The following is a 22,110-nucleotide window of genomic DNA, read 5'->3' as shown; positions in this document are numbered from 1 at the left end:
CCTGAGGAGGCTCCCCTACTTATGAAAAAAGTTCTGCTCTCCGGTCTGCTCGCACTCACGCTTGGCGCAACCACGGTGCTCGCCGGTTGCTCCAATTCTGAGGAAGCGACGACCAATGAAAACGGTGTCATCGAGATCACGCTCTGGCATGCGATGGGCGGCGGTCCGGGCAAAGGCTTGGACGCAATCGTCCAGGCGTTCAACGACTCGCATGACAAGATCAAAGTCAATTCCGTCTACCAAGGTTCCTATGACGATGAGTTCAACAAATACAAAACGGCAGAGGGCAGCGACACCGCTCCGGCGATCATGCAGGTCTATGACATCGGCACGCGATTTATGATCGACTCTGAAGCAACGGTTCCCGTGCAGAAATTCGTTGACGCGGACAAGTACGACATGTCCGACTTTGAGCCGAACATCCTCAACTACTACAAGATGGACGGCCAATTGTACTCGCTCCCGTTCAACTCCTCGAACCCGATTCTCTACTTCAACAAAACCGCGTTCCAAGAAGCGGGCCTCGATCCGAACAAACCGCCGAAGACATGGGCGGAAGTGGAGGAGTACGCCCAGAAGTTGACGAAAAAAGGCGCGGACGGCAAGCCGGAGCGCTACGGCATGTCGATGGCGATCTACGGCTGGTTCTTCGAGCAATACATGGCGAACCAAGGCGGCCTCTACGCCAACAATGGCAACGGCCGCAAGGAACGCGCCACCGAAGCGGTGTTCAACAAAACCGAGGGCACCAAGTTCCTCGACTGGTGGAAAAAAGGCGTCGATGCAGGCTACATGGGCAACTTCGGACGCAAAACCGCCGACACGCAAGCGGCGTTTTCCGCAGGCAAGACGGCGATGTTCATCGACTCCACCGCCGTTCTGCGCGGGCTGGTCGATGGGGCCAAGGACAAGTTTGAAGTCGGTACTGCTGAACTGCCCAAGACAGAAGGCGCAGCAGGTGGTGTGATCATCGGCGGCGGCTCGATGTGGATCATGAAGGACCAACCGGATGCCAAGCAAAAAGCGGCTTGGGAGTTCATCAAATTCGTCGCGGAACCCAAGACACAAGCAACTTGGCACACCGCGACTGGCTACTTCCCGATCCGCACCAAGGCCTATGAAGTCCAAGAGTTGAAGGACTTCGATGCCAAGTACCCGCAGTTCCAGACCGCAGTCAGCCAACTCCACAACACCAAGTTGACCGAAGCGACCTCCGGCGCCGTGATCGGGGTGTTCCCGGAAGCGCGTGCGACGGTGGAGACGGCGATCGAGGATGTCCTGCTCGGGAAAAAAACGACGCAGCAATCGCTCGACGATGCCTCGAAAAAAGTCACGGATGCGATCGGCAAGTACAACCAACTCTACAAAAAGTAACGAAAAAGCTCCCGCAGCCAGTTGGCTGCGGGAGCTTTTTTGCGCAAGGCAGGGCGCGAAGGGCAGGAGGCGAACGGTGTGCCTTATTCCTTGCCTTGGATGTAGGTGGTCTTGAGATCCATATCCGGGCCGGTCACGCGGTTGACCCAGTTCTTGATGTACGGCTTGGAGATCGAAGTCGAAGCTGAGAAGTAGACCGGGCCAACTGGCATGTCGGCCATGAACATTTTCTCCGCATCGTAGAGCATCTGCATGCGTTTTTTGGCATCCGGCTCGACTTGTGCGGACTTGATCAGCGCATCGTACTTCGGATTTTTGTAGCTGACATCGTTGAACCCGCCGTCGGTCACGAACAGGTCGAGGAAGGTCATCGGGTCGTTGTAGTCCGCGCCCCAGTTGGTAATCGAGATGTCGTAGTCCTTGGAACGCTGCTTTTGCAGGCGCAGTTTGAACGGCATCAGTTCAACTTCGATGTCGATGCCGAGGTTGGAACGCCATTGTTCCTTGATGAACTCCACGCCTTTTTTGCCGGATGCGGAGTCGGAGGAGGCCAGTTTCAATTTCGGGAACTCGGTCAGACCTGCTTCTTTGAGACCTTCTGCCAGCAGCGTTTTCGCTTTGGCGGCGTTCTCCTTGGTCTTCATCACATCTCCGTTGTGCTCACGGAAGTCGCCCGTGCCGTCCGAGATCCCGGTCGGTACGAAGCCGGTCGCACCGACGGAACCATCGTGGAACACGATGTCGGTGTACTTGTCACCGTCGATCGCAAAGGTCAGCGCTTGGCGGATTTTCGCATTCGCGAGCGCCGGGCGCGCGGAGTTGTACTCGAGGTAGCCGGTGTACAGGTCATTGCGGCGCTTGAATTCCGGCTTGTCCTTGTAGCGGTCCACTTGGTCGGCCAGCAGCCCGAAGCGATCGATTTGACCCGCCTCGAACAAGTTCTCACGCGCACCTGGGTCTTTGACGACTTGGAACGTGACCTTATCTAGTTTCACGTTGCCTTTGTCCCAGTAGGTGTCGTTTTTGACGATCTCGACCGATTGCTCGTGACTCCATTGGGTGATCTTGAACGGACCGTTGGAGAGAACTTTGTCTACATCGCCGCCGAACTTGTCGCCGACTTTCTCGACGAACGCCTTTTTCTCCGGGAAGAACACCGGGAAGGCCAACTGTTCGAGGAAGTACGGTTTGGCGCTTTCCAGTTGCACTTCCAAGGTCTTGTCGTCCTTGGCTTTGACTTTTACTTCATCTGCGGTGCCTTTGCCCGTGTTGTACGCATCGCCACCGGCAATCCACGCCAGCATGAACGCGTAGGAAGACTTGGTATTCGGGTCAAGAGAGCGCTTCCACGAATATTCAAAGTCCTGTGCCGTCACCGCGCTACCGTCCGACCACTTCGCATCATCGCGCAGAGTGAAAGTGTAGGTTTTGCCGTCCGCAGAAACTTTCCATTCCTTCGCCACGCCTGCGGTCGGTTGACCTTTTTCATCGAGGCGGATCAGACCTTCATTGATCTGTCCCATTATCGTAAACGAGATCGAGTCGGTTCCTTTGGAAGGATCAAGCGACGGGATCTCGTCACCCAGCGTCAAATTCAGTTCTTGCTTCTCTGTAGAAGTACCTTTATCAGAAACCACAGCTTTGTCATTGCCGCACCCTACGATCGTGCCGGACAGCACGGTGACTGCAAGACCCAGCACCACCCATTTGCTTTTGTTCATAGACTAGCCCCCTATTTTCGCTATTTCGAATTATTTGAAAACTATAGATAGTAATTCGTTACATCATTGTAACAAAAAAGCCAGCGGTCGCCTACCGACCGTTGGCTTATTTGTTTAAAAAATCCGTTTAGCACCGATATATTTCGGAGCCCAATAGGTGTTGTTGAGCGCTTGTGCATAAATCCCTTTGGAGGAGAGTGCCGACATGAACTGCCCGTTGCCGATGTAGATCCCGACGTGGGAAACTTGCCCGTTCTGGCTCAGGGAGTAGAACACGAGATCGCCTGGCATCAGTTTGTTCTGGGCGATCGGAGTACCCCATGTGTACATCTGTGCCGATGTCGTGCGCTGGATCGGTACGCCGTGCGAGTTGAACATGTAGTAGACGAACCCCGAGCAATCGAAGCCCTTGGTCGTCGTGCCGCCCCACAGGTACGGGATGCCGATGTACTGGTAGGAGTCCGCGACGATGTCCTTTTTCACCAATGCATTGTCGATGTTCTGTTGGGTGAGTGGGCCAGCGATCCCATCCGCGTTGAGTCCATACGCGAATTGGAAGTCTTTTACCGATTGCGCAGTCACCGAACCATAGAAACCGGTGATGCTCGGGTAGGTGTAATAGCCCAACGTGTTCAGATCGGTCTGCAAACCAGACACGAGTGGGCCGCTCATGCCTGTCGCGAGTGTGGAGTACGCAGAGGTTGCCGCGTGCGCTGCCTTCGACGGAACCGTGGCTACGATAGGGGCGATCGCCAACATGGAAATGGATGTGAGGACCAAGGTGCGGAGAATCTTCTTCATGCGGGGCGTTCCTCCTCAGGGGAATTCTTTGAATATTATTTGAATACCCTGATTCTAGCACATCAGGTGGAAGATGTCGGCTAGTAGGTTCTACCAGTTGCCTGTGCGACTTTTTGAACGGATTCGTACAAAAAAGAACCTACCCGCAAGCAGCGAGTAGGTTCTTGGATGCTATATTTATGCGAAAAGGTAACTATTTACAACACGATCCCCCGACTCTCGAAGACTTGGCGGCTGTAGCGGCGCATCTCTTCGAGCAGGCGGTACGCCTCGCGGTAATTCTGGTCTTCGAGGTGCAATTGGACAACTTCGTACATCGTGTCATCCCACTCGCCCGCTTCGCCGAGGCGTTTGAAACAGTCTGCCGCTTTTTGCAGACGGCGCAGGCCTTCGTCGCGCACACCACGGCGGATCGCGATGCGCCCGAACACGCGGTTGACCCAGCCTTGGTAGACATGCAGTTCCGGGAGCAACGAGCGGGCGGCTTGGCAGGCTTCCTCCGCCTGGTCGAGTTCACCGGCGAGCAGATGCACTTTGGCGAGTTCGACGCTGGCTATGCCTTGGTCGTCCCGACAGCCAAGTTCATGGAACTTGGCGATCGCTTCCTCCAGCATCGCGACTCCTTCTGCGGTTTGGTCACCGTGTGCCAGCAGGCTGGCGCGGGTGACTTGGAGTTTCACCGTCATCAGTGTGTTGTCCAGCCCTTCGAAGATCGAGAGTGCGCGTTCTGCGAAGTCTTGCGCTTTTTTCAACTCGTTGAGACGCTTGTAAGTCATGCCCAGCCCCATGTAGACGTGACCGATCTGGTCGAGGCTTTCCAGACCTTGGTAGAGATTCGAGGCTTCCTCGTAATAGGCCAGCGCATCGTGCATCAGTCCGAGCTTGCCGTGCGCTTCTCCTAGATGGTGGTAGATCGTGGCGAGTTGGATCGGGTCGGCCTCTGGCAAGCGTTCTGCTGTGTCGAGTGCGCGTTGCCAGTGGTAGACAGCCAGTTGGTAGCGGTTGCGGAAGAACTCAAGCTGCCCGAGGTTGCGCAACACTTGCAACATCAGTTGGTTGTCCTTGCGCAGGATTCCCTGTTCCATCACTTTGTGAAAGGAGTCTTCTGCGATATCCAATTGCTCCGTGTAGAGGTAGCATTCGGCGAGATCCAGTTGAATTTCGAGCATCGGGATCTGCGGGCGCGGCGTCTCGATCAGTTCTTCGAGCAGCGGGATCGCCGACGCATACTCTCCGGCCGTGACCATTGCACGCGCCATCTTGAACGTGCTCAAGAACTCGAGGTTGAGGTCGACATCCACCAGCAACCGTTCGAGCGGGACATCCAGTTTTTCTGCTATTGCGTATAAAATCGTGTAGGAAGGTCGTGCGCGGTCTGATTCAATCTGCGAGATCATGCTCGGGGTACAGATTTCACGGGAGAGCTCAATTTGCGTCAAGCCTTTTTTCAAGCGGAGTTCGCGGACTCGTTGGCCTAAGGAGAACATGAAGGGATGCACCTGCCTCAATACCTATAGTTTGTGTGACTGAATTATACAATAGGAGAAACGGGTGTGTCCACTCATGTTTTACTTTTATTTATGACTTCAATGAATATCGCCCGATGCAAACAAACTGCAATGGAGATCGCGGGTGCATTTGTCTGGAGCAATCGTTTGGGAGCAGGCAAAAAAAGGGCCCCCAGTTGCGGCGAGCCGCTTGCTGGGGGCGAATGGAAAGTTGTGGTGTGATTCCGTCTTCTACATCGTACCTAACTTTGAAAGACAAGTCAATATATTTTCAGAAAATTTACGTTTATTACGCGCGGATTACGTCTGCGTTACAAAACGCTGTCCGTCAGGTTGCGGCGGCTCAGCGAGACACGCCCTTTTTTCACGTCGATTCCGAGGACGCGCACGTCGATGATGTCCCCGACTTGGACGACATCCATCGGGTTTTTGACAAAGCGGTCTGCGAGTTCGGAGATGTGTACGAGGCCGTCCTGCTTGACCCCGATGTCGACAAATGCGCCAAAGTCAACAACGTTGCGAACGGTCCCTTTGAGGATCATGCCGGCTTGTAGATCTTCCATTTTCAACACGTCCTTGCGCAGGAGCGGCGGTTGCAGTTCATCGCGCGGGTCGCGACCCGGTTTTTGCAGCGCATCGAGGATGTCGCGAAGTGTCGGCACACCGACTTCGAGCCGGGTGGCCGTGTGCTCCAGATCGAGGCCCTGCATACGCGAATGGACGAGGTCGCGCTTGGACGGATCGATGACGTCGGTGACGGCGAGCCCGAGTTCGGCGAGCAGTTTTTCGGCAGCCTCATAGGACTCCGGGTGGATCGGTGTGTTGTCGAGCGGGTACTTGGCCCCTGGGATGCGCAGGAAGCCGACCGCCTGCACGTAGGTTTTCGGCCCGAGGCGCGGGACTTTGCCGAGCTGCTTGCGCGAGGTGAATTTGCCGACTTCTTCACGGTAGGCGACCACGTTTTTGGCAACGGTTGCGGAGAGGCCGGAGACGTAAGCGAGCAGCGACGGTGACGCGGTATTCAGATCGACACCGACGGAGTTGACGGCCGATTCGACGACCGCGCCGAGTTGCTCCTCGAGGCGCTTTTGCGAAACGTCGTGCTGGTATTGACCGACACCGACCGATTTCGGGTCGATTTTGACCAACTCTGCCAAGGGGTCTTGCAAGCGGCGACCGATGGAGATCGCCGAGCGTTCTGCCACGTCGAGGGACGGGAACTCTTCACCTGCGAGCTTGGAGGCGGAGTAGACGGAAGCTCCGGCTTCGTTGACGATGAGGTAGGCGAGTTCGCGAGTTGGAGTGCCTGCGTTGGCACCGCCGCCTTCAAGTTCCCCGATCAATTCCGCGATGAACTGCTCCGTCTCACGGGAGGCGGTGCCGTTGCCGATCGCGATGACTTGGACGTTGTGCTTGGTGATCAGGTTGGTGAGGATTTTTTTGGCTTCGATCGTTTTGTTGTGCGGCGCGGTCGGGTAGGTGACGGCGATGTCGAGGACTTTGCCCGTCTCGTCGATCACGGCGATCTTGCACCCCGTGCGGAAGGCTGGGTCGACGGCCATCACGGTACGACCGCGCACCGGCGGTTGCAGGAGCAGGTTGCGCAGGTTCTGGGCGAACACTTTGATCGCCTGTTCCTCCGCCTTCTCCGTCAGAGCAGCCCGCACTTCTCGTTCGATCGACGGGGCGATCAGGCGCTTGTACGCATCCTCGAGCGACGCCCGCAGATGTTCGCTCGCCACAGTCGGTTTTCGCGGCATGTGGCGGCTTTCGAGGAGCTGGTGAATCTCTCCGGTCGGCGCGAGCAGGCTGACGCGCAACGCGTCCTCGCGCTCCCCACGATTCATCGCGAGGATGCGGTGGGGTGGAACTTTGGCGATCGGTTCCTCATAGTCGGCGTAGATCGCGTATACATCGGTCTCCGCATCCGCTTTGCCGGTGGCGATGCTCTTGATCGAGCCCTTGCGCGTGGTCAGATCCCGGACTTTTTGGCGCGTTGGGGCGTCATCGGAGACTTCCTCGGCGAAGATATCGAGTGCGCCTTGGAGCGCTTCCTCGGCCGTGTTGACGCCTTTTTCTTCGTCTATGTATCGAGCCGCCTCGGTGAGCACATCGCCAGTTGGGCGGTCGAGAAGCCACTTTGTCAGGGGTTCGAGACCTTTTTCCCGCGCGACAGAAGCTCGTGTCTTGCGCTTCGGGCGGTAGGGGCGGTAGAGGTCTTCCAGTTCGGTCAGGGTCTTGGCGCTCTGGATTGAGGCCACGAGTTCGGGCGTTAATTTGCCTTGTTCGTCGATCAGGCGGTGGACTTCCTCCTGACGGTTCGAGAGGTTGCGCAGGGCTTGTAGGCGCTCTTGCACGTCGCGCAGTTGGTTCTCATCGAGTTCCCCGGTCATCTCCTTGCGGTAACGGGCGATGAACGGGACGGTGTTGCCCTCATCGAGCAGCGACACGGCGGCCTCGACTTGGTTGACCCGCAAGTGAAGTTCTTCCGCGATGCGGCGGGTGAATGCTTTTGCATGATCTGTCAAACCTTGTTCCTCCTTCGTGCGTTCCGGTCTTGCTCTACCACTTCGCGTTATGGATTTTTCCATGATTCCGTGTTATTCCTGCGTTGGAATCCGCAATGGATTGCCTTTCGCCCCTCTATACATGAACTGATAGACTTCTTCCTTCGTCGGCAGGGCGGGGATCGCACCCATCTTGGAGACGGTCAGCGCTCCGACGGCTGCTCCGTAGCGGGTCATCTCCTCGATCTCCTCATGCATGGAAAGCGAGTACTCGATCCCCCGCCCTTGAATCCGGTCGGCAAGTTGGCGCAGGAAGCCTGCGACAAACGCATCCCCCGCTCCTGTCACATCGACAGGAGTCACGCGGAATGTCGGCACACGGCGGCGGTGCTTCGACGTGATGTAATAGACACCCTGCTCCCCCAGCGTGACGAAAACGATCTTGGGCCCCATCTCCAGCAACAGTTGCGCCCCACGTTCCACATCCTCTGTGCCCGTGATGAACACCATCTCCGATTCGCTGACCTTCAACACATCGGTCAGCTTGATCGTATCGAGGATTTTCTGCTTGCCTTCCGCCTCACGCCCCCGCCAGATACCGAGGCGGAAGTTGACATCAAACGAAGTGATCACGCCGTGCTTGCGTGCCAATTCCAAGGCCTTGCGCGTCGCCGCTGTCGCTTCGGGCAGAACTTGAGTGACCGACCCGACATGAACGATCCGCGAATTCTGGATCAGCTCTTCCCGGATATCCTCCTCGCGCAAGAGCATGTCCGCCGATGGATCACGGTAAAAATGAAACTCGTGCTCCCCGTTCTCCTCCACCGCGATGAACGCGAGGCCGGTTTTTGCTTCCTTGGTCTTCACACATCCGACCGCGTCCACCCCATACTGCTCGAGCGTCCCGATCAGAAAGTCGCCGAATGGATCGTCGCCAAACTTGCCGAGAAACGCGGCACTCCCACCTAGTTTGGCGACGCCGACTGCCACATTGGCCGGAGCACCGCCCGGCTTTTTCTCAAATGCGGGCACGTCTGCGAGGCCCACGCCGCGCACAGACGGCGTGAAGTCGATCAACATCTCTCCGATCGCTAACACGTCATACATATGGGAATTCCCTCCTGTACCTCTATGTCCTCCCAGTATACCATGCCTGTCCCAGATAAGCCCCCAGGATGCCGACCAGCGCGGAGAGGAGCACGTAGCTGAGCGCAAGCGCAACGCGCTTTTTTTCCAACAGCCCCACCGTCTCCACCCCAAACGTCGAGAACGTTGTAAACGCCCCCAACACCCCGGTGCCCAACAGCAGCCAAACACTCTGGCTCGTCTGTGCCCCATACAACAACCCGAGGCAGAACGAGCCGATGATGTTGATCAAAAAAGTGCCGAGTGGAAATGCCCCCTGCCACTTCTTCGAGACGAACCGCCCCACGCCAAATCGCAACGGCGCACCGATACACCCACCGAGCAGAACCCAGAGGAACTCCATCACGAATTCACCTCCTGCACACGCCCGCGTCTCCCCAACATCGTCCCGACCCAAGCCAGCGCCACTCCGCCGACCAAACTGCCGACGACATACAGCGCCACATCCAGCCACAGATCTTGCTCCATCAATTTCACCGCATCCAAACTAAACGTCGAGAACGTCGTGAACCCGCCCAAAACTCCCGTGCCAACTCCCACGCGCACCACATCAGACACCCGTCCGGTGCGCACGGCAAACGCAGTGAAGAACCCGAGCACGAAGCACCCCACCCAGTTGATCAACAGCACCTTCCACGGGTCAGCCGGCACCCACACGCTCACACCGTAACGACCCACAGCCCCGATCGCTCCGCCAATCATCACAGCCAGATACTGCTTGAACACGCCCACCACATCCTTCTGTATCAAAAACGAGCCCGCACGCACCCGTGCGGACTCGCTACGCTCCGATCACGCCATTGCGACGATCCTACCTGCTGGCAGGTTGTTTCCCCTCTAGTTTACCAAATCTCTCGCTCTGGTCGCGACAGGAATCCCAACAACAGCTAAGGCGTAAATTTGCGGAGTTTGGATTGGCGATCCAAGCAATACTTCACGATCTTGTTGCGCCCGGCTTCGGTGAGATGTTTGAACTCAAAGCCATGCAGATAGACCTGCGCCTCGTGATTGACCTCCACCCGCCGCATCACCGCTTCAAAATGCACCTCACCCGACCCGGGCACCTGCACCACGCCGTTCATCGCTTGCCCGAGTTCAAACATCGCGCGCGCCGCACGAAACGAAAACCCACCTCCGCTCAAATCACAGATCTTCACCGGCATCGCCTGCCCCGGCGTTGGCCGAAGCACACCGTCCACCAGCACCGACACGCGGAAAAAGTTTCGCCGTTGCACTTTGCGAATCTGCTCCAACATCGGACAAGCCACGACCAACTGCGCAATCCCCTCCTGCTCGATCGTCTCCAACGCCACGGTTGCAAACGTATAAAACGCCCGGTGCTCGATCACGTACCCGATCCGCACCGCTTCCCCCGCCGGAATCTCCACCGGAACCCCCTTGGCAGCCAGCGGCAGATCGAGGACCATCCGATCCTTCGCGACCTCCTGTACGCGCACGCGGTACAGCGACTCCCGATCGCCCTCCTGTTTGCGATACAACGTCACCAGTTGCAAGGGTTTTGGATACCCCATCTCGCCACCTCCTGATTGAAAAAAAACGCCAGTGTGCAGCATCTGGCGTTTTTTGGCACACATATGGTCAGGCGAGGACGATGTGCGTCCCGCCTTGTTCGTGGGTCCCATAGATCCAAGCACGGACGACATACGCGCCCGCGGGCACGAGTTCGTTGTGTTCGCCTTTTTGATCCCATTCCACTCTGAAGACGCGCGAGTCGCCCGGCTGAATCACCAAGGTCGTCAGCACCTGCGCAAAAAACTTCCCCGCGCTCCACTGCCACACCACTTGCCCGTCCCGTTCGACGAGCACATCGTAGCGTTGGGCGCTGGGAAACGTCACTTCCTGCGGGGCTTTGCTGTCGTTGGTCCAGGTCAGCGTCATCAGCACCGGTTCGTGCCGGCTGTACGTCGGTTTGTCGGTCCGAACGATGAGCATGCTTGCGTCCTCCCTTCTTTTCCAACATCCTATTCGTGGAAGGAACGCTTTAGCACGGCACGCAAAAAAGAGAGCTGTATGGCTACAGCTCCCTTGAAAGACTTGAACGTTGTTGTTCGACATAGCGCCAGACCAACCATGTGCAGATGCATCCGAGAATCCAGAGGATCGCCGCCACCAAGCCGCCGAGCGCCGACGACATGCGGTGGTGTCCAAACAGGATGTGACTGAGCGGCGCACAGAGGATCAACAGCATCGAGGTTGCGATCCCTAGCAGGCGGACCCAGAGGGTGCGAATCGTCACCCACGTGAGATACGCAAGCGAGGTGTACAGCAAGATCGCCGCCATCACGCGACCGCTTGGTAACGCATTCATGCCGAGCAGTTTGTCGAAGGCGTTGAGATCGACATCAAACTCGGTCAACGGGTTCCATTCGAAGGACTTGAACAAAAACTGCATCAGCATCGTGCCGAGGAGAAGCCCTGCGAACAGACGCATTTTGGGCAGTTTGCGCAGTGTGAACAGCAGACGGTAGGCGACAAACAAGTAGCCGGTGATCACAACAGGCATCGAGAACAGCCAGTTGATCATCTTGACTTCAAAATCGAAGCGCGGTTGTAAGGTCTCGATCACATAATGATGTACCGGCCCGTCAAACGTGTACAGGAAATCCGCGACCCGATCCCCGCCAAACACCGCCACCAACAGCGAGCACATCGTGCCGATCGCCAGCACGACCAGACCGGGACGGCTGCCTTTGCGAATCGGGGTCAGGAAATCGTGTTTGAAAAACTGCACGAGGTTCAGCAGCGGATCGCGCAGCCAGCGGCCTTTTTCCGACTTGATGTAGAGGTAGAGGACGACGAGTCCAACCACCACGAGCAACCCGAGCAGGAACTTGGTTTCCAATCCATGCGGGATCTTGATGTTGAACAGCGTCGAGAGCCAGGCGACGAGACCGAAGCGAATGCCGCGTCCGATCAGCGCCCCGGTGAGCAGGGTGCGACGGCGCATCTTGAACACGCCAGCGGAGATCGTGAACAGCTTGAACGGGAGCGGGATCAGACCGGCGACGACCACAGCCCAGATGCCATAGCGATCGAACATGCTCCTGACTTGGTTCAGGCGATCCTCGCTCATGAACTTGCGCAGGATCGGGTAGCCCGCTTTGGCGCCGAGGAAGTGTCCGAACATCGCGCCGACCAGCGAGCCGCCGAGGGCGAGCAATGCGTAGAACAACGCCATGTGGTGATGCGCGCCGACGATCGGAACCAACAGCAGATCGGGAGCGACCGGAAGAAACGACGCTTCCGCTATCGAGACGAACAACAGGCCAATCCAACCGTATTCCAACAAGACGTGAATCACATCGCACCCCTCCTTTTTGGATGGTTTGATCTATTTGCAGGTGAGAGATATCCGTATTCTGACTATTACTATTGTACCATCCTTTCGACATGTTTCGATATGGTCTGTGGCTGGTCAACGATGAATTTTTTCTGATACAATATCTGTAGCACGTAGTGTGCCCCGATGGGCAAAAAAGGATGAAACCAATTATGAGCAAACAAATCAAGAAAATAGACATCTGCATCGCCAACGAGGACAAAGGCGTGGACTGGGTGATCGAGGAACTCAAAAAGGACCACCCCAACCTCCAAGGCCAGCGCTGGGGTTGCCTCGGCAACTGCGGCAACTGCTACCGCCGACCCTTTGTGATGGCGAACAACCGCCACTTGATCGAAGCCCCGACCAAGGAAGAACTGCTGGAGAAATTGAAGCCGGAGATGGCGACGGAGTGAGTTATGTAAAAAGAAAAAACGCCCGTCGGAAATCCGACGAGCGTTTTTTCGTTAGCAACCTTGCTGACCGCCGTAGCCCGGAACGAGCAGGATGAACAGGACGAAGATGATCAAGAAGACCACTGCCCAACGGGTGTAACCACCGAATGTACCGTACATGTACAGACCCCCTTTCTATACCTTCTTAAAACGCTCGTCAGTCAGACTGGCGAGCGTTTTTGATTGTCGAACTGAGGAGACTAGCAGCCGCCTTGTTGGCCACCGTAGTAGCTCGGAACAAGCAGGAAGAACAGGACGAAGATGATCAGGAAGACCACAGCCCAACGGGTGTAACCACCAAATGCACCGTACATGAAACAGACCCCCTTTCGTGATCCATTCCCTCAAGGAGATTCGCTTCTCGTAATCGCCTGAGTCTTGATAACAGTACATGCTGGAGTCTCGGATTTCGTAAGGGACAAATACCTAACTTGTTCAAAAATGGGCATCGTGCCACGCAAAAAAGCTCCTGATACGAAGGAAACCCTTCGATCAGGAGCTTTTCGGTTACGGCTTAGTTGATCAGCTTGGCATTTTGGAGCAGGAAGAACAGCACCGTTGCTGCCGCTTCACGGGTGGTCGAGTCGGTCGGGTGGAACGAGTAGGTTCCGTTGACCGCTTCGCCCGTCATCAGGCCGCTTTCGGTGACCGTTGCGATGCTGTCTTTTGCGTAAGACGCAAAACCACTAGCATCGACGTACTCCACATGTTCCGAACCTTGCTTTTTCGGAATGTTGAGCATCTTGATCGCGTTGGACAGCATGACCGTCAAGTCTTGGCGGCTGATGTCGGCGTTCGGATCGAATTGACCGTTGCCCACACCGTTGACCAGACCGGCTTCGTAGACGGATGCAACATCCTGTGCAAACCAATCAGTCGCGGCAACGTCGCTAAACGGTGCCGAGTTGCTCGGTTGCAGACCCAGTGCCCGCACCAGCATCGCTGCGAATTCGGCGCGGGTTACGTTCTGCTCCGGAGAGAAGGTGTTCGTGGAGGTTCCGTAGAGCAGGAACTTGCTCGCCAGCGATTGGATGCGATCTTGTGCGTAGGACGTTCCGATGTCGCTGAAGGACACCGGACGGGACGCGACTGCATAGGTCGAGAAGCCCGGACGATTGACGGTGACCGTGATCGTGCCGTCCGCGTTCTTGGTGAAGGTCGCCGGAACGGAGCGCACGCTGCCATTCTCGATGAACAACACGCCTGCCGTAGCCGTATCAACGTTGCCGTTGATGAGGAACGAACGCTTCACGAAGTCTTGACCTGCGAGGTCGATCGGAGCGGATTCGGTGCCGGTAACCACATTGACTTCAAACGAAACCGGAGTGCTGAGGACAGTTGCCCCTGCCACTTGGTTCGTGAAGGTCGCGCTGGAATCTGCCGCTTGTCCGATCACGATGTTGATGCTGGCACCTGCCGGGATCTTTTTGAGCACGGAGACCGGCAGAGCCACGGAGGATACCCCAGTGCTCGCGACGAACGTAGTCGCCGTATTCGCACCGCTCAAGGAGCTCAACTGTGCAGAGGACAGCGTGAGTTGCGCTTGTTGCGTACCGGTGGTCGGGATGGAAACGACCACGGCGACTGCCGAGCTGGAGTCCTTCAGAGCGGCTGCCAGATCTGCGTCGCTGACCGTTGCCAAGACTTTGTTGCCGTCGGTCTTGGTGTCTGCCTTGACCGGAGCTTGGGTTTGGCCTTGGTTGATAACGCCCGGAATCGAGGTACCGGTAGTGGTGGTACCGCCGCCGGTGCTTCCACCGCCACCGCCACCGGCGTTATCCTCAAGGATCGTGAAGAGATCGCTCTGGACCTCTGTGCCTTGACCCACGACAACCGTATAGGTGCCAAATTGAGTCGTTTCGGACAGCGTAATCGATTTGGAGAATTGACCACCTGCAACATAGAGATTGTCGACGTACATGACCAACCCGTCTGGCGAGATGATTTTCACAACCACTTCGGAGAAGCTGGAAGTACCTGTGATCGTGACCACATCACCGCGATGTTTGTTTGAGATATCCAACAGGGTTACTTTGCTGGTCGCGGCAAATGCCGGAACGGAGATGGTGCTGGTCAGCAAAGCTGCGCCTGTCAGAATGGCTAACAGTTTCTTTTTCAACTTCCTCAACCTCACTCTCATAAAAATCAATCGAACCTAGGACCAGCTAGGTCCGATCGATTTTTTTGCAACTCCTGACTTCCGACTATTTCAGTTCTACGCGATCGCCCAAGAAGGTCGGGACGCTGGTGATGACACTGTCAATCGAGTCAACCACGTAAGCTTGTACCCAGTAGTCGCTACCGGTTACTTGGAATTGAGCGGTCACTTCATCGGTGCTCATGCTACCTTTGGTGACAGCGATCAGGTTGACCGGGGTCGAACCTTTCATCAGCTGGAAGACCGTGACAGCCGGGCCGACATCCGGGCCGACATTCAGGTTGAGAGCTCTGTTTTTATCCGATTTCGTTACAATTTTGACTTTCGCTACCAGACCGTGGGTTCGATCGAGCGAGCCGGAGCTGATCAGGAACGGCTTGGTCGAATTCGCGCCGAGGAAGACCTTGACGTTGACTTCCGTTTTGACGGACGGATTCGCAGTCGCTGACACGCTGACCGTCAAGTCAACAGCAAGCGTACCGACAGTCGGGAGCTTTTTGAGGATACCATCGTTGCCGATGTACTCCGCTTGGCTGGACTTGGTGACCGCAAACTGCAGGTCCGGAGAGGACGGCAGCGTCAGAACCGGAGCTTGAAGTTCGGTGGTGTTGGTTACGTTCGAGAGGTTGAGCGCGGAATCCAGAACACCGAAAGTCTTGTAGGTTTGGTAACCGCCCAAGCTCTTGCCGGTGTTGTCGAGGTAGTTCGCGTTCACTTCGAGCTTGTACATGCCCGGTTTCAAGTGTTTGACGACTTTTTTACCTTGTGCATCGAGGGTGCCATCGGTGTAGCTACCATCGATACCGGTGAAGGTTTTCAGACCCGGAGCGATCATCGTGTAGACGCCTTTTGCATCCTTGGTTCCTTGTTCAGCAAGCGTGCCTACAAAATCATCGTTCAGGTCATAGACATTCAGTTCCAGATGGTTGATGTCATCTGCCGTGAGTCGGAAGCTGACGTCGGTCGGGTTGTACGGCGAGATGTTGACATGGCTGAGGGTTGCTTCTTGAACGCCAAATCCGGTATCTTCCGCTTTTGTGCCCACATGGACGACGAACGGGATGTGCAGGGACGGTGCGCCTGCAACGATGCCGTTGGCAGCTTCGAGCAGAATTTCGCCTTCATAGACGCCATCAACTGCGCCAGCCTTCGGTTTCACGCTGAGGCCGAATTGTGTAGCGGTATGACCAGCAGCCGAGATCATGCTGTTTGCATCGACGCCCGTCAAGACAGCTTCGATGTTGTTCACATTCGGCGTTGCCACCGGGTGACCCGGATCGGACGTTACGCTGGCGTGCATTTTGACAGAAGCGGTGTACGTAAGAGCATCCGCACCTGTGTTTTTCAGTTGCAAGGTTTCGACTTTTGCAGCGCTTCCTGCCGCCATCAAGCCGAAGCTTGCGTTGTCGTTGTAGTTGATCACTTGTTGCGGTTGCAGGTTTTTGTCGAGGATCGTCAGCGCATCGACCGTTTGCAGAACTGCATTCGTTTCGACCGCTTTTGCAACGTTTGCACGACCGCCACCTTGCGAGTACACATCGTACAGCTTGCCAGTTGCATCGGAGATCTCATCTGCGGTGTTCGCCAGTGCAGCGCGGATATCGAACGGAGTCCAATCCGGGTGCGCTTGTTTGATCAACAGGGCGAGACCTGCTACGTGCGGGGTCGCCATCGAAGTGCCGGAGATGCGGTTGTACGCTTGGTCGTAATTTGCATCTTCGTTGTATTTCTTGTAAGCCGGCCAGGTCGAGAGGATGTTCACGCCCGGTGCGGTGATGTCTGGCTTGATGCCGAAGCTGCCGTCAGATGCCGGTCCGCGGGAGGAGAAGGTTGCCATCGTATCGCCTGCAACCACCGATTTCGGGAAGTCTGCGCCAAATGTGAATTGCAGCGGGGTCGCTTGGTTCGCCAGAATTTGTCGTGCCAGTGCACGGCCTTCCTTACCCGACATATCGAATGCCGGAATGAACTCGAAGCTGTCCCCTACGTATGCGGTCGCACCGATGTTGCCATCACGGCCCGCGATGTTCTCTGCGAGGTTCGGCACGGAAACATCGTTTACCAATGTGTTGATACCGTTGAAGATGAGGATGGCTTTGGCGCCGTGATGTTTCGCGTTTTTGATTTTATCAACAAACGGAATGTCACCACGCGAGACGAGCACAACTTTCCCAGTGACGTCTACGCTTTCGTAGTCGCCCGGTTTGCCGAGGCCTACGTACACAGCATCGTTCGGGTTGATGCCGAGGATATCCCCGAAGTTTTCCTTGCCAGTGCCCCAACCCATGACTTTCAGGTTGTAGTCAAGCGCTGCATCAAAGGAGCTCTTCGTCGTTGCATCGTAGTGGTTCGCCGGGCTGGTCGTCGCACCGACGGAGATCGCCAGTTGCGAGGACGCCGGGGAGCCCATCGAGTAGTAGTATTGGCCTGGGACTTTGTCAGCCGCGTTGCCGTTGGCGATAACAGCGGTTACGCCCGCCAGTACCGCGTTGTTGATCGCGATTGCATCCGGAGAGTTCGGGTCCTTCTCCGCATCGGAGCCCAGCGACAAGTTGATGACGTCCATACCGTCCTTGACAGCACGTTCGATCCCGTCGATGACTTGTGCGGACGAACCAGAGGAACGACCGGTTACCGGGTTGCGGCCCAGTACTTTGTAGACATAGAGGTCTGCTTCATACGCGACGCCTTTTTGCACGATGTCAGAAGTGCCGTTCGCAGCATGACCCGCGATCGTACCCGATACGTGGGTACCGTGGCTCGTCCCTTCAAAACCAGTGCCATACGGGTCAACATCCTTCTCAACAGGACCTTCTTCATACGGGTCGCTATCTTGGAAGAAGGAGTCAAAACCGCCTTTGAAAGCCGGTGCCAAGTCCGGGTGCATGTAGTCAACGCCGGTGTCGATAACGCCGACTTTCAGACCTGCACCTGTGATGCCCTTCGCCCATACTGCTGGAGCGCCCACCTGAGAAAGCGGGGTGATGTCAAAGTTGACATTGTTCGGATCGCTGAGATCCGCTTGCTCATCCGGAATGGCGTAGTAGGTTTTGTTTTCAAAGACCGAGACAACGCCCGGGATCTTCGCCAGTTCCGGAATTTTGTTCGCTTCAATGGTAACTTCCATGCCGTTCAGTACCGTGTTGAACTGGTAGTTGACGGTCAGGTCGATTCCTTTTGCTTTGGCGGTGCTGACGACAGACGCTTGCTGTGCCTTGATCGCACTTTCCGTGGATTCAGCTGCGAACGCACTGTTGCCTTGGCTTGACGCGTAGCGACCTACTGCAGTCGGCTGAGCGCTCATTTGCACGAGCACTTTCACTTTTGCAGTCGATGCAGTGTCGAGGTTCGGCGAGATGAAGCCACCTGTCGCGATACTGTTCTGAGTAACCTGTTTATTCAAGTTGGTTGCAACGCTGGTAACGGTTGCTGCTCCTGCCACACTGTGGAAGGGCAGGCCGGCGACCACGATCGTGGAAGCAAGCGCGAGAGAAGAAACCTTCTGCATTGTTTTCTTTTTCACTTATATCTCCCCATTCTAAAAGAAATAAAGCTCTATGATTGCAAATCGTACAAACTCGTAAAGTTTGTCAAAACACAACCCTTACCCTGAGCAGTCGTGTAGCAGAATTTGCTATCTAGGAGAGATTATAACATTATTGAAGCATTTCATATATATGCAATCTTCGTTTTCTTCGGAATTTCCTGTTTTTTATGCAATGGTAAAAAAAATAAGCCCTGCGCGAGGCCGCACAGCTTATTTTTGGTTAAAATTTTAATTACTTTCTTTCAAATAGGTAAGAGCCCCTTCAACCATCAGTTGTACTCCGTAGAAGAGCGATTCCTCGTCGATGTCAAAGCCAGGATGGTGAATGTTATAGCCGACATGCACAGGTTCCGGGTGTTTGCATCCCAGCCAGTAGAAACAACCAGGCACTTTTTGCAGGAAGTAGGCAAAGTCCTCGCCGCCCATCGACGGTGGTGCTTCCAGCACATGCTCACGGCCCAGTACATCCGTCGCGACGCGACGCATCAGATCGACGGCGACCGTATGGTTGAGCACTGCGGGATAGTGGAACTGATAGTCGAGTTCATAGCGTGCGCCATACGCCTTGGTGATGCCGTCGATGATCTGCTCCATGCGCTTGGGGATCTCCTCGCGCAACAGACCGTCGAACGTGCGCACGGTGCCGGTCATCTCCACAACATCGGCGATGACATTGTAGCGATAGCCGCCTTTGATCGTGCCGATCGTCAACACCGCCGATTGCAACGGGTCCACTTGGCGGGCGACGACCGTTTGGAGGCCGGTGATCACTTGTGCGGTGATCTGCACAGCGTCGACAGTCATATGCGGGTAGGCCCCGTGCCCACCGGTGCCGAGGATGCGCAGCGTGAACTCATCGGCCGCTGCCATCGCCTCGCGTTCTGCGACCGCCATGTAGCCGGCTGGATAGACGGGCGCCATGTGCTGACCGAGGATGAAGTCGACGCCTGCGAGCGCGCCCTCAGCGATCATCGGTTCGGCACCGCCAGGACCTTCCTCCGCTGGTTGGAACAGAAACACGACATCGCCTTCCAATTGATCGCGCATCCCGGCGAGCACAGACGCGGCCCCGAGCACCATCGTGGTGTGGGCATCATGACCGCAAGCGTGCATCATGCCAGGGACGGTGGACTTGTACTCGCAAGTCTTCACGTCTTGAATCGGCAGTGCGTCCATATCGGCACGCAGTGCGATGGTCCGACCAGGCTTGCCACCGCGCAGGCGGGCGACGACACCCGTCTTGGCAACGCCGGTACAAACTTCGAGTCCTAGTTCAGTCAGCCAGTCGGCGACGATTTTCGAAGTGCGGTATTCTTGGAAGCCGAGTTCTGGGTGCTGGTGGAAGTCCCGGCGGCGTTCCACTAACTTGGGGTGCAACTCGCGGATGCGAGTGGCGATCTGTTCACGCATGGGGAAAGCCCTCCCTCATTTTTAAATCCATTGTAACAAAAAAAGACCCTCACCGCCGCATGGGCGATGAAGGTCTCTTTTGACTGCGCGCAGTTAGCGTTGTTCGCAGGCTTCTACAAAAGCGCGGAACAGCTTGAGGAACGTGCGGTCCTTGTGCCACATCAGTTCCGGGTGCCATTGCACGGCGACGAGGAACGGGCCATCCGGACGTTCGTAGGCTTCGATCACACCATCGTCAGCGACCGCCGTCACCACCAAGCCCGGTGCCAGATCGCGCACCGCTTGGTGATGGAACGTGTTCACGCCGAGCCGGTCGATGCCTTCGAAGATGCGGTGCATCTGCGTGCCTGCTTCGAGCGTGACATGGTGACCTGGGTACCAGTGGGGGGCACGCTGGTCGTGTTGGATCAGATCCCCTTGCTTTTGCGACGCCAGATCTTGAATCAGCGTGCCGCCGAGGAAGACGTTGATCACCTGCATGCCACGGCAGATGCCGAGCACCGGCTTGCCTTGCTTTTGCATCTCATCGAACAGAATCGCTTCAATCCAGTCGCGTTCCGGGCAGATCTCACCAAGTCCAGTCGCCGGTTGTTCGCCAAACGATGTAGGCGTGATGTCGACGCCACCCGAGAGCAGCAGTCCATCGAGTCGGGCCGCGAGAGCACGGACGTCCTCCTCGCGCTCCAAGTACGGGATGATGAACGGAATCCCGCCCGTCTCTGCCAACCCGTTGGTGTAGCCCTCTGCCAAGAAACAGCCGCGCGGACTGCTCGGATTCGGGTGGTTGACTAACTTGCCGGAAACCCCAATGATCGGCCTCATGTGTCTCTCCCCCTCTCCAGTGTCTTCGAACCAGTCTATTCAGCCCACGAGTTCAGGTAACGCGCTTGCTCATCGGAGAGCTTGTCGATGCCAACATTCCAAGTCTTCAGGCGCAGTTCTGCGACATAACGGTCCATCTCCGCCGGAACGGAGTAGACGTTCGGTTCCATCGAGCGACCGTTTTCGGAGATCCAACGCAGGCCGAGCGCTTGCAGGGCGAAGGTCATGTCCATAACTTCAGCCGGGTGACCATCACCAGCAGCGAGGTTGACGAGGCGGCCTTCTGCGAGCAGGAACACGCGGCGGTTGTCTGCGAAGGTGTATTCTTGGATGTTGCGGCGCACTTCGCGGGTCTGCACAGCGAGGGCGTTGAGGTCCGGTTTGGAGATTTCCACGTCGAAGTGGCCGGCATTGCAGAGGATCGCGCCATCCTTCATGACTTCGAACGCTTCACGGGTGATGCAATCCTTGTTGCCCGTCACGGTGATGTAGAAATCGCCGTGCTTCGCCGCTTCGACGATCGGCATGACTTCGTGGCCATCCATGATGGCTTCCACAGCCTTGATCGGGTCGATTTCGGTGACGATGACACGTGCGCCCAGACCTTTGGCACGCATCGCGCACCCTTTGCCACACCAGCCGTAGCCGACGATGACGGCGGTTTTGCCCGCGACGACGAGATTGGTGGTGCGCATGATGCCATCCCAAACCGATTGGCCTGTGCCATAGCGGTTGTCGAACAGGTATTTGCAGAACGCATCGTTGACCGCAACCATCGGGAACTTGAGGTTGCCTTCATTCGCGAGCGCTTTTAGACGGAGAATCCCGGTCGTGGTTTCTTCACAGCCGCCTTGGATGTTTTTCAGTTGTTCTGCGCGAGCCGGGTCGCTATGTAGGGTGGACACGAGATCGCCGCCATCATCAATGATGATATCCGGGTTGGTATCGAGCGCTTTGTTGATGTGCAGATGGTACTCTTCTTCAGATGCGCCGTACTTGGCAAACGCGGTGACGCCAGCGTCAACGAGTGCTGCGACAACATCGTCTTGGGTAGAGAGCACATTGGACGCGCAGACGGTCACGTCGGCACCGCCCGCTTTGACGACGAGGGCGAGGTACGCGGTTTTCGCTTCCAGATGGAGACAGATGACGACCTTCTTGCCCTTGAACGGCAGCTCGCGTTCGAACTCTTCCTTCAAGGTGTTCAAAAGCGGCATGTGCTGCGCGACCCAGTCGATTTTCAGCTTGCCCTGCGGGGCAAGTTTGAGGTCGGTAATGATGGAATTCTCGATGGCTGTGGACACAGGATCACCTCATATTT

At 56.3% G+C, this 22,110-nt stretch carries 17 protein-coding genes; 2 read left to right on the top strand and 15 right to left on the bottom strand.

Annotated elements, in window-relative coordinates; all coding sequences use genetic code 11:
* The first annotated feature begins 21 nt into the window (after positions 1-21).
* Positions 22-1,374, top strand: a complete 1,353-nt coding sequence (locus C7459_RS19595) for an ABC transporter substrate-binding protein (protein ID WP_109690978.1) — start codon at positions 22-24, stop codon at positions 1,372-1,374.
* 83 nt (positions 1,375-1,457) lie between these two features.
* Here the strand turns inward: C7459_RS19595 and C7459_RS19590 are convergent, their stop codons facing one another.
* The 10 genes from C7459_RS19590 to C7459_RS19545 all read right to left on the bottom strand — a co-directional run bounded on the left by C7459_RS19590 (position 1,458) and on the right by C7459_RS19545 (position 12,379).
* Positions 1,458-3,095 carry a peptide ABC transporter substrate-binding protein gene (locus C7459_RS19590; protein WP_109690977.1) on the bottom strand — a complete coding sequence of 546 codons (1,638 nt, stop codon included), beginning with the start codon at positions 3,093-3,095 and terminating at the stop codon, positions 1,458-1,460.
* A 114-nt stretch (positions 3,096-3,209) separates the two neighbouring features.
* Positions 3,210-3,896: a C40 family peptidase gene (locus C7459_RS19585; protein ID WP_109690976.1), complete on the bottom strand. Its 687-nt coding sequence runs from the start codon at positions 3,894-3,896 to the stop codon at positions 3,210-3,212.
* Between the two features lie 197 nt (positions 3,897-4,093).
* Positions 4,094-5,383, bottom strand: a complete 1,290-nt coding sequence (locus tag C7459_RS19580; RefSeq protein WP_109690975.1) for a helix-turn-helix domain-containing protein — start codon at positions 5,381-5,383, stop codon at positions 4,094-4,096.
* Positions 5,384-5,715: 332 nt separating this feature from the next.
* Positions 5,716-7,995 carry a Tex family protein gene (locus C7459_RS19575; protein ID WP_109690974.1) on the bottom strand — a complete coding sequence of 760 codons (2,280 nt, stop codon included), beginning with the start codon at positions 7,993-7,995 and terminating at the stop codon, positions 5,716-5,718.
* A 9-nt stretch (positions 7,996-8,004) separates the two neighbouring features.
* Entirely contained in the window at positions 8,005-9,018 is a 1,014-nt protein-coding gene (locus tag C7459_RS19570; RefSeq protein WP_109690973.1) for a PfkB family carbohydrate kinase, read from the bottom strand.
* Positions 9,019-9,040: 22 nt separating this feature from the next.
* Positions 9,041-9,400: a fluoride efflux transporter CrcB gene (crcB, locus tag C7459_RS19565; protein WP_109690972.1), complete on the bottom strand. Its 360-nt coding sequence runs from the start codon at positions 9,398-9,400 to the stop codon at positions 9,041-9,043.
* A complete protein-coding gene (gene crcB, locus C7459_RS19560) occupies positions 9,400-9,783 on the bottom strand; it encodes a fluoride efflux transporter CrcB (RefSeq protein WP_245884647.1) in 384 nt (127 codons plus the stop codon). The genes crcB (C7459_RS19565) and crcB (C7459_RS19560) overlap by 1 nt, the downstream gene beginning before the upstream one ends.
* A 161-nt stretch (positions 9,784-9,944) precedes the next feature.
* Positions 9,945-10,589, bottom strand: a complete 645-nt coding sequence (locus C7459_RS19555) for a flagellar brake protein (protein WP_170119575.1) — start codon at positions 10,587-10,589, stop codon at positions 9,945-9,947.
* A 67-nt stretch (positions 10,590-10,656) separates the two neighbouring features.
* Entirely contained in the window at positions 10,657-11,010 is a 354-nt protein-coding gene (locus C7459_RS19550; protein ID WP_170119574.1) for a BsuPI-related putative proteinase inhibitor, read from the bottom strand.
* Positions 11,011-11,092: 82 nt separating this feature from the next.
* Positions 11,093-12,379, bottom strand: coding sequence for a YqaA family protein (locus tag C7459_RS19545; RefSeq protein ID WP_109690969.1), 1,287 nt, complete (start codon positions 12,377-12,379; stop codon positions 11,093-11,095).
* 191 nt (positions 12,380-12,570) lie between these two features.
* On the opposite strand from C7459_RS19545, the gene C7459_RS19540 reads away from it, so the two are divergent.
* Positions 12,571-12,813, top strand: a complete 243-nt coding sequence (locus tag C7459_RS19540) for a YuzB family protein (protein WP_170119573.1) — start codon at positions 12,571-12,573, stop codon at positions 12,811-12,813.
* 553 nt (positions 12,814-13,366) lie between these two features.
* Here the strand turns inward: C7459_RS19540 and C7459_RS19535 are convergent.
* From C7459_RS19535 to C7459_RS19515, 5 genes are all read right to left on the bottom strand, one after another.
* Positions 13,367-14,971, bottom strand: a complete 1,605-nt coding sequence (locus C7459_RS19535) for an S-layer homology domain-containing protein (RefSeq protein ID WP_170119572.1) — start codon at positions 14,969-14,971, stop codon at positions 13,367-13,369.
* Between the two features lie 85 nt (positions 14,972-15,056).
* Positions 15,057-18,533, bottom strand: coding sequence for a S8 family serine peptidase (locus C7459_RS19530; protein ID WP_109690966.1), 3,477 nt, complete (start codon positions 18,531-18,533; stop codon positions 15,057-15,059).
* A gap of 252 nt (positions 18,534-18,785) precedes the next feature.
* Complete coding sequence (locus tag C7459_RS19525) at positions 18,786-19,967, bottom strand: M20 metallopeptidase family protein (RefSeq protein WP_109690965.1); 1,182 nt, start codon at positions 19,965-19,967, stop codon at positions 18,786-18,788.
* Positions 19,968-20,060: 93 nt separating this feature from the next.
* Positions 20,061-20,789: a gamma-glutamyl-gamma-aminobutyrate hydrolase family protein gene (locus C7459_RS19520; protein WP_109690964.1), complete on the bottom strand. Its 729-nt coding sequence runs from the start codon at positions 20,787-20,789 to the stop codon at positions 20,061-20,063.
* 35 nt (positions 20,790-20,824) lie between these two features.
* Entirely contained in the window at positions 20,825-22,093 is a 1,269-nt protein-coding gene (locus C7459_RS19515) for an adenosylhomocysteinase (protein ID WP_109690963.1), read from the bottom strand.
* Positions 22,094-22,110 lie beyond the last annotated feature (17 nt).

Origin of the sequence: Tumebacillus permanentifrigoris, assembly GCF_003148565.1 — a bacterium.
GTDB lineage: Bacteria > Bacillota > Bacilli > Tumebacillales > Tumebacillaceae > Tumebacillus > Tumebacillus permanentifrigoris.
Note: the sequence above shows the minus strand (reverse complement) of the source record. Positions and strands in the feature narration are given on the sequence as shown.

Excerpts from the sequence above, each read along its gene's own strand:
- C7459_RS19595 (WP_109690978.1), top strand. The coding sequence starts at position 22 with ATGAAAAAAGTTCTGCTCTCCGGTCTGCTCGCACTCACGCTTGGCGCA.
- C7459_RS19590 (WP_109690977.1), bottom strand. The coding sequence starts at position 3,095 with ATGAACAAAAGCAAATGGGTGGTGCTGGGTCTTGCAGTCACCGTGCTG.
- C7459_RS19585 (WP_109690976.1), bottom strand. The coding sequence starts at position 3,896 with ATGAAGAAGATTCTCCGCACCTTGGTCCTCACATCCATTTCCATGTTG.
- C7459_RS19580 (WP_109690975.1), bottom strand. The coding sequence starts at position 5,383 with ATGTTCTCCTTAGGCCAACGAGTCCGCGAACTCCGCTTGAAAAAAGGC.
- C7459_RS19575 (WP_109690974.1), bottom strand. The coding sequence starts at position 7,995 with ATGGAAAAATCCATAACGCGAAGTGGTAGAGCAAGACCGGAACGCACG.
- C7459_RS19570 (WP_109690973.1), bottom strand. The coding sequence starts at position 9,018 with ATGTATGACGTGTTAGCGATCGGAGAGATGTTGATCGACTTCACGCCG.
- crcB (WP_109690972.1), bottom strand. The coding sequence starts at position 9,400 with ATGGAGTTCCTCTGGGTTCTGCTCGGTGGGTGTATCGGTGCGCCGTTG.
- C7459_RS19555 (WP_170119575.1), bottom strand. The coding sequence starts at position 10,589 with ATGGGGTATCCAAAACCCTTGCAACTGGTGACGTTGTATCGCAAACAG.
- C7459_RS19550 (WP_170119574.1), bottom strand. The coding sequence starts at position 11,010 with ATGCTCATCGTTCGGACCGACAAACCGACGTACAGCCGGCACGAACCG.
- C7459_RS19540 (WP_170119573.1), top strand. The coding sequence starts at position 12,571 with ATGAGCAAACAAATCAAGAAAATAGACATCTGCATCGCCAACGAGGAC.
- C7459_RS19525 (WP_109690965.1), bottom strand. The coding sequence starts at position 19,967 with ATGCGTGAACAGATCGCCACTCGCATCCGCGAGTTGCACCCCAAGTTA.
- C7459_RS19520 (WP_109690964.1), bottom strand. The coding sequence starts at position 20,789 with ATGAGGCCGATCATTGGGGTTTCCGGCAAGTTAGTCAACCACCCGAAT.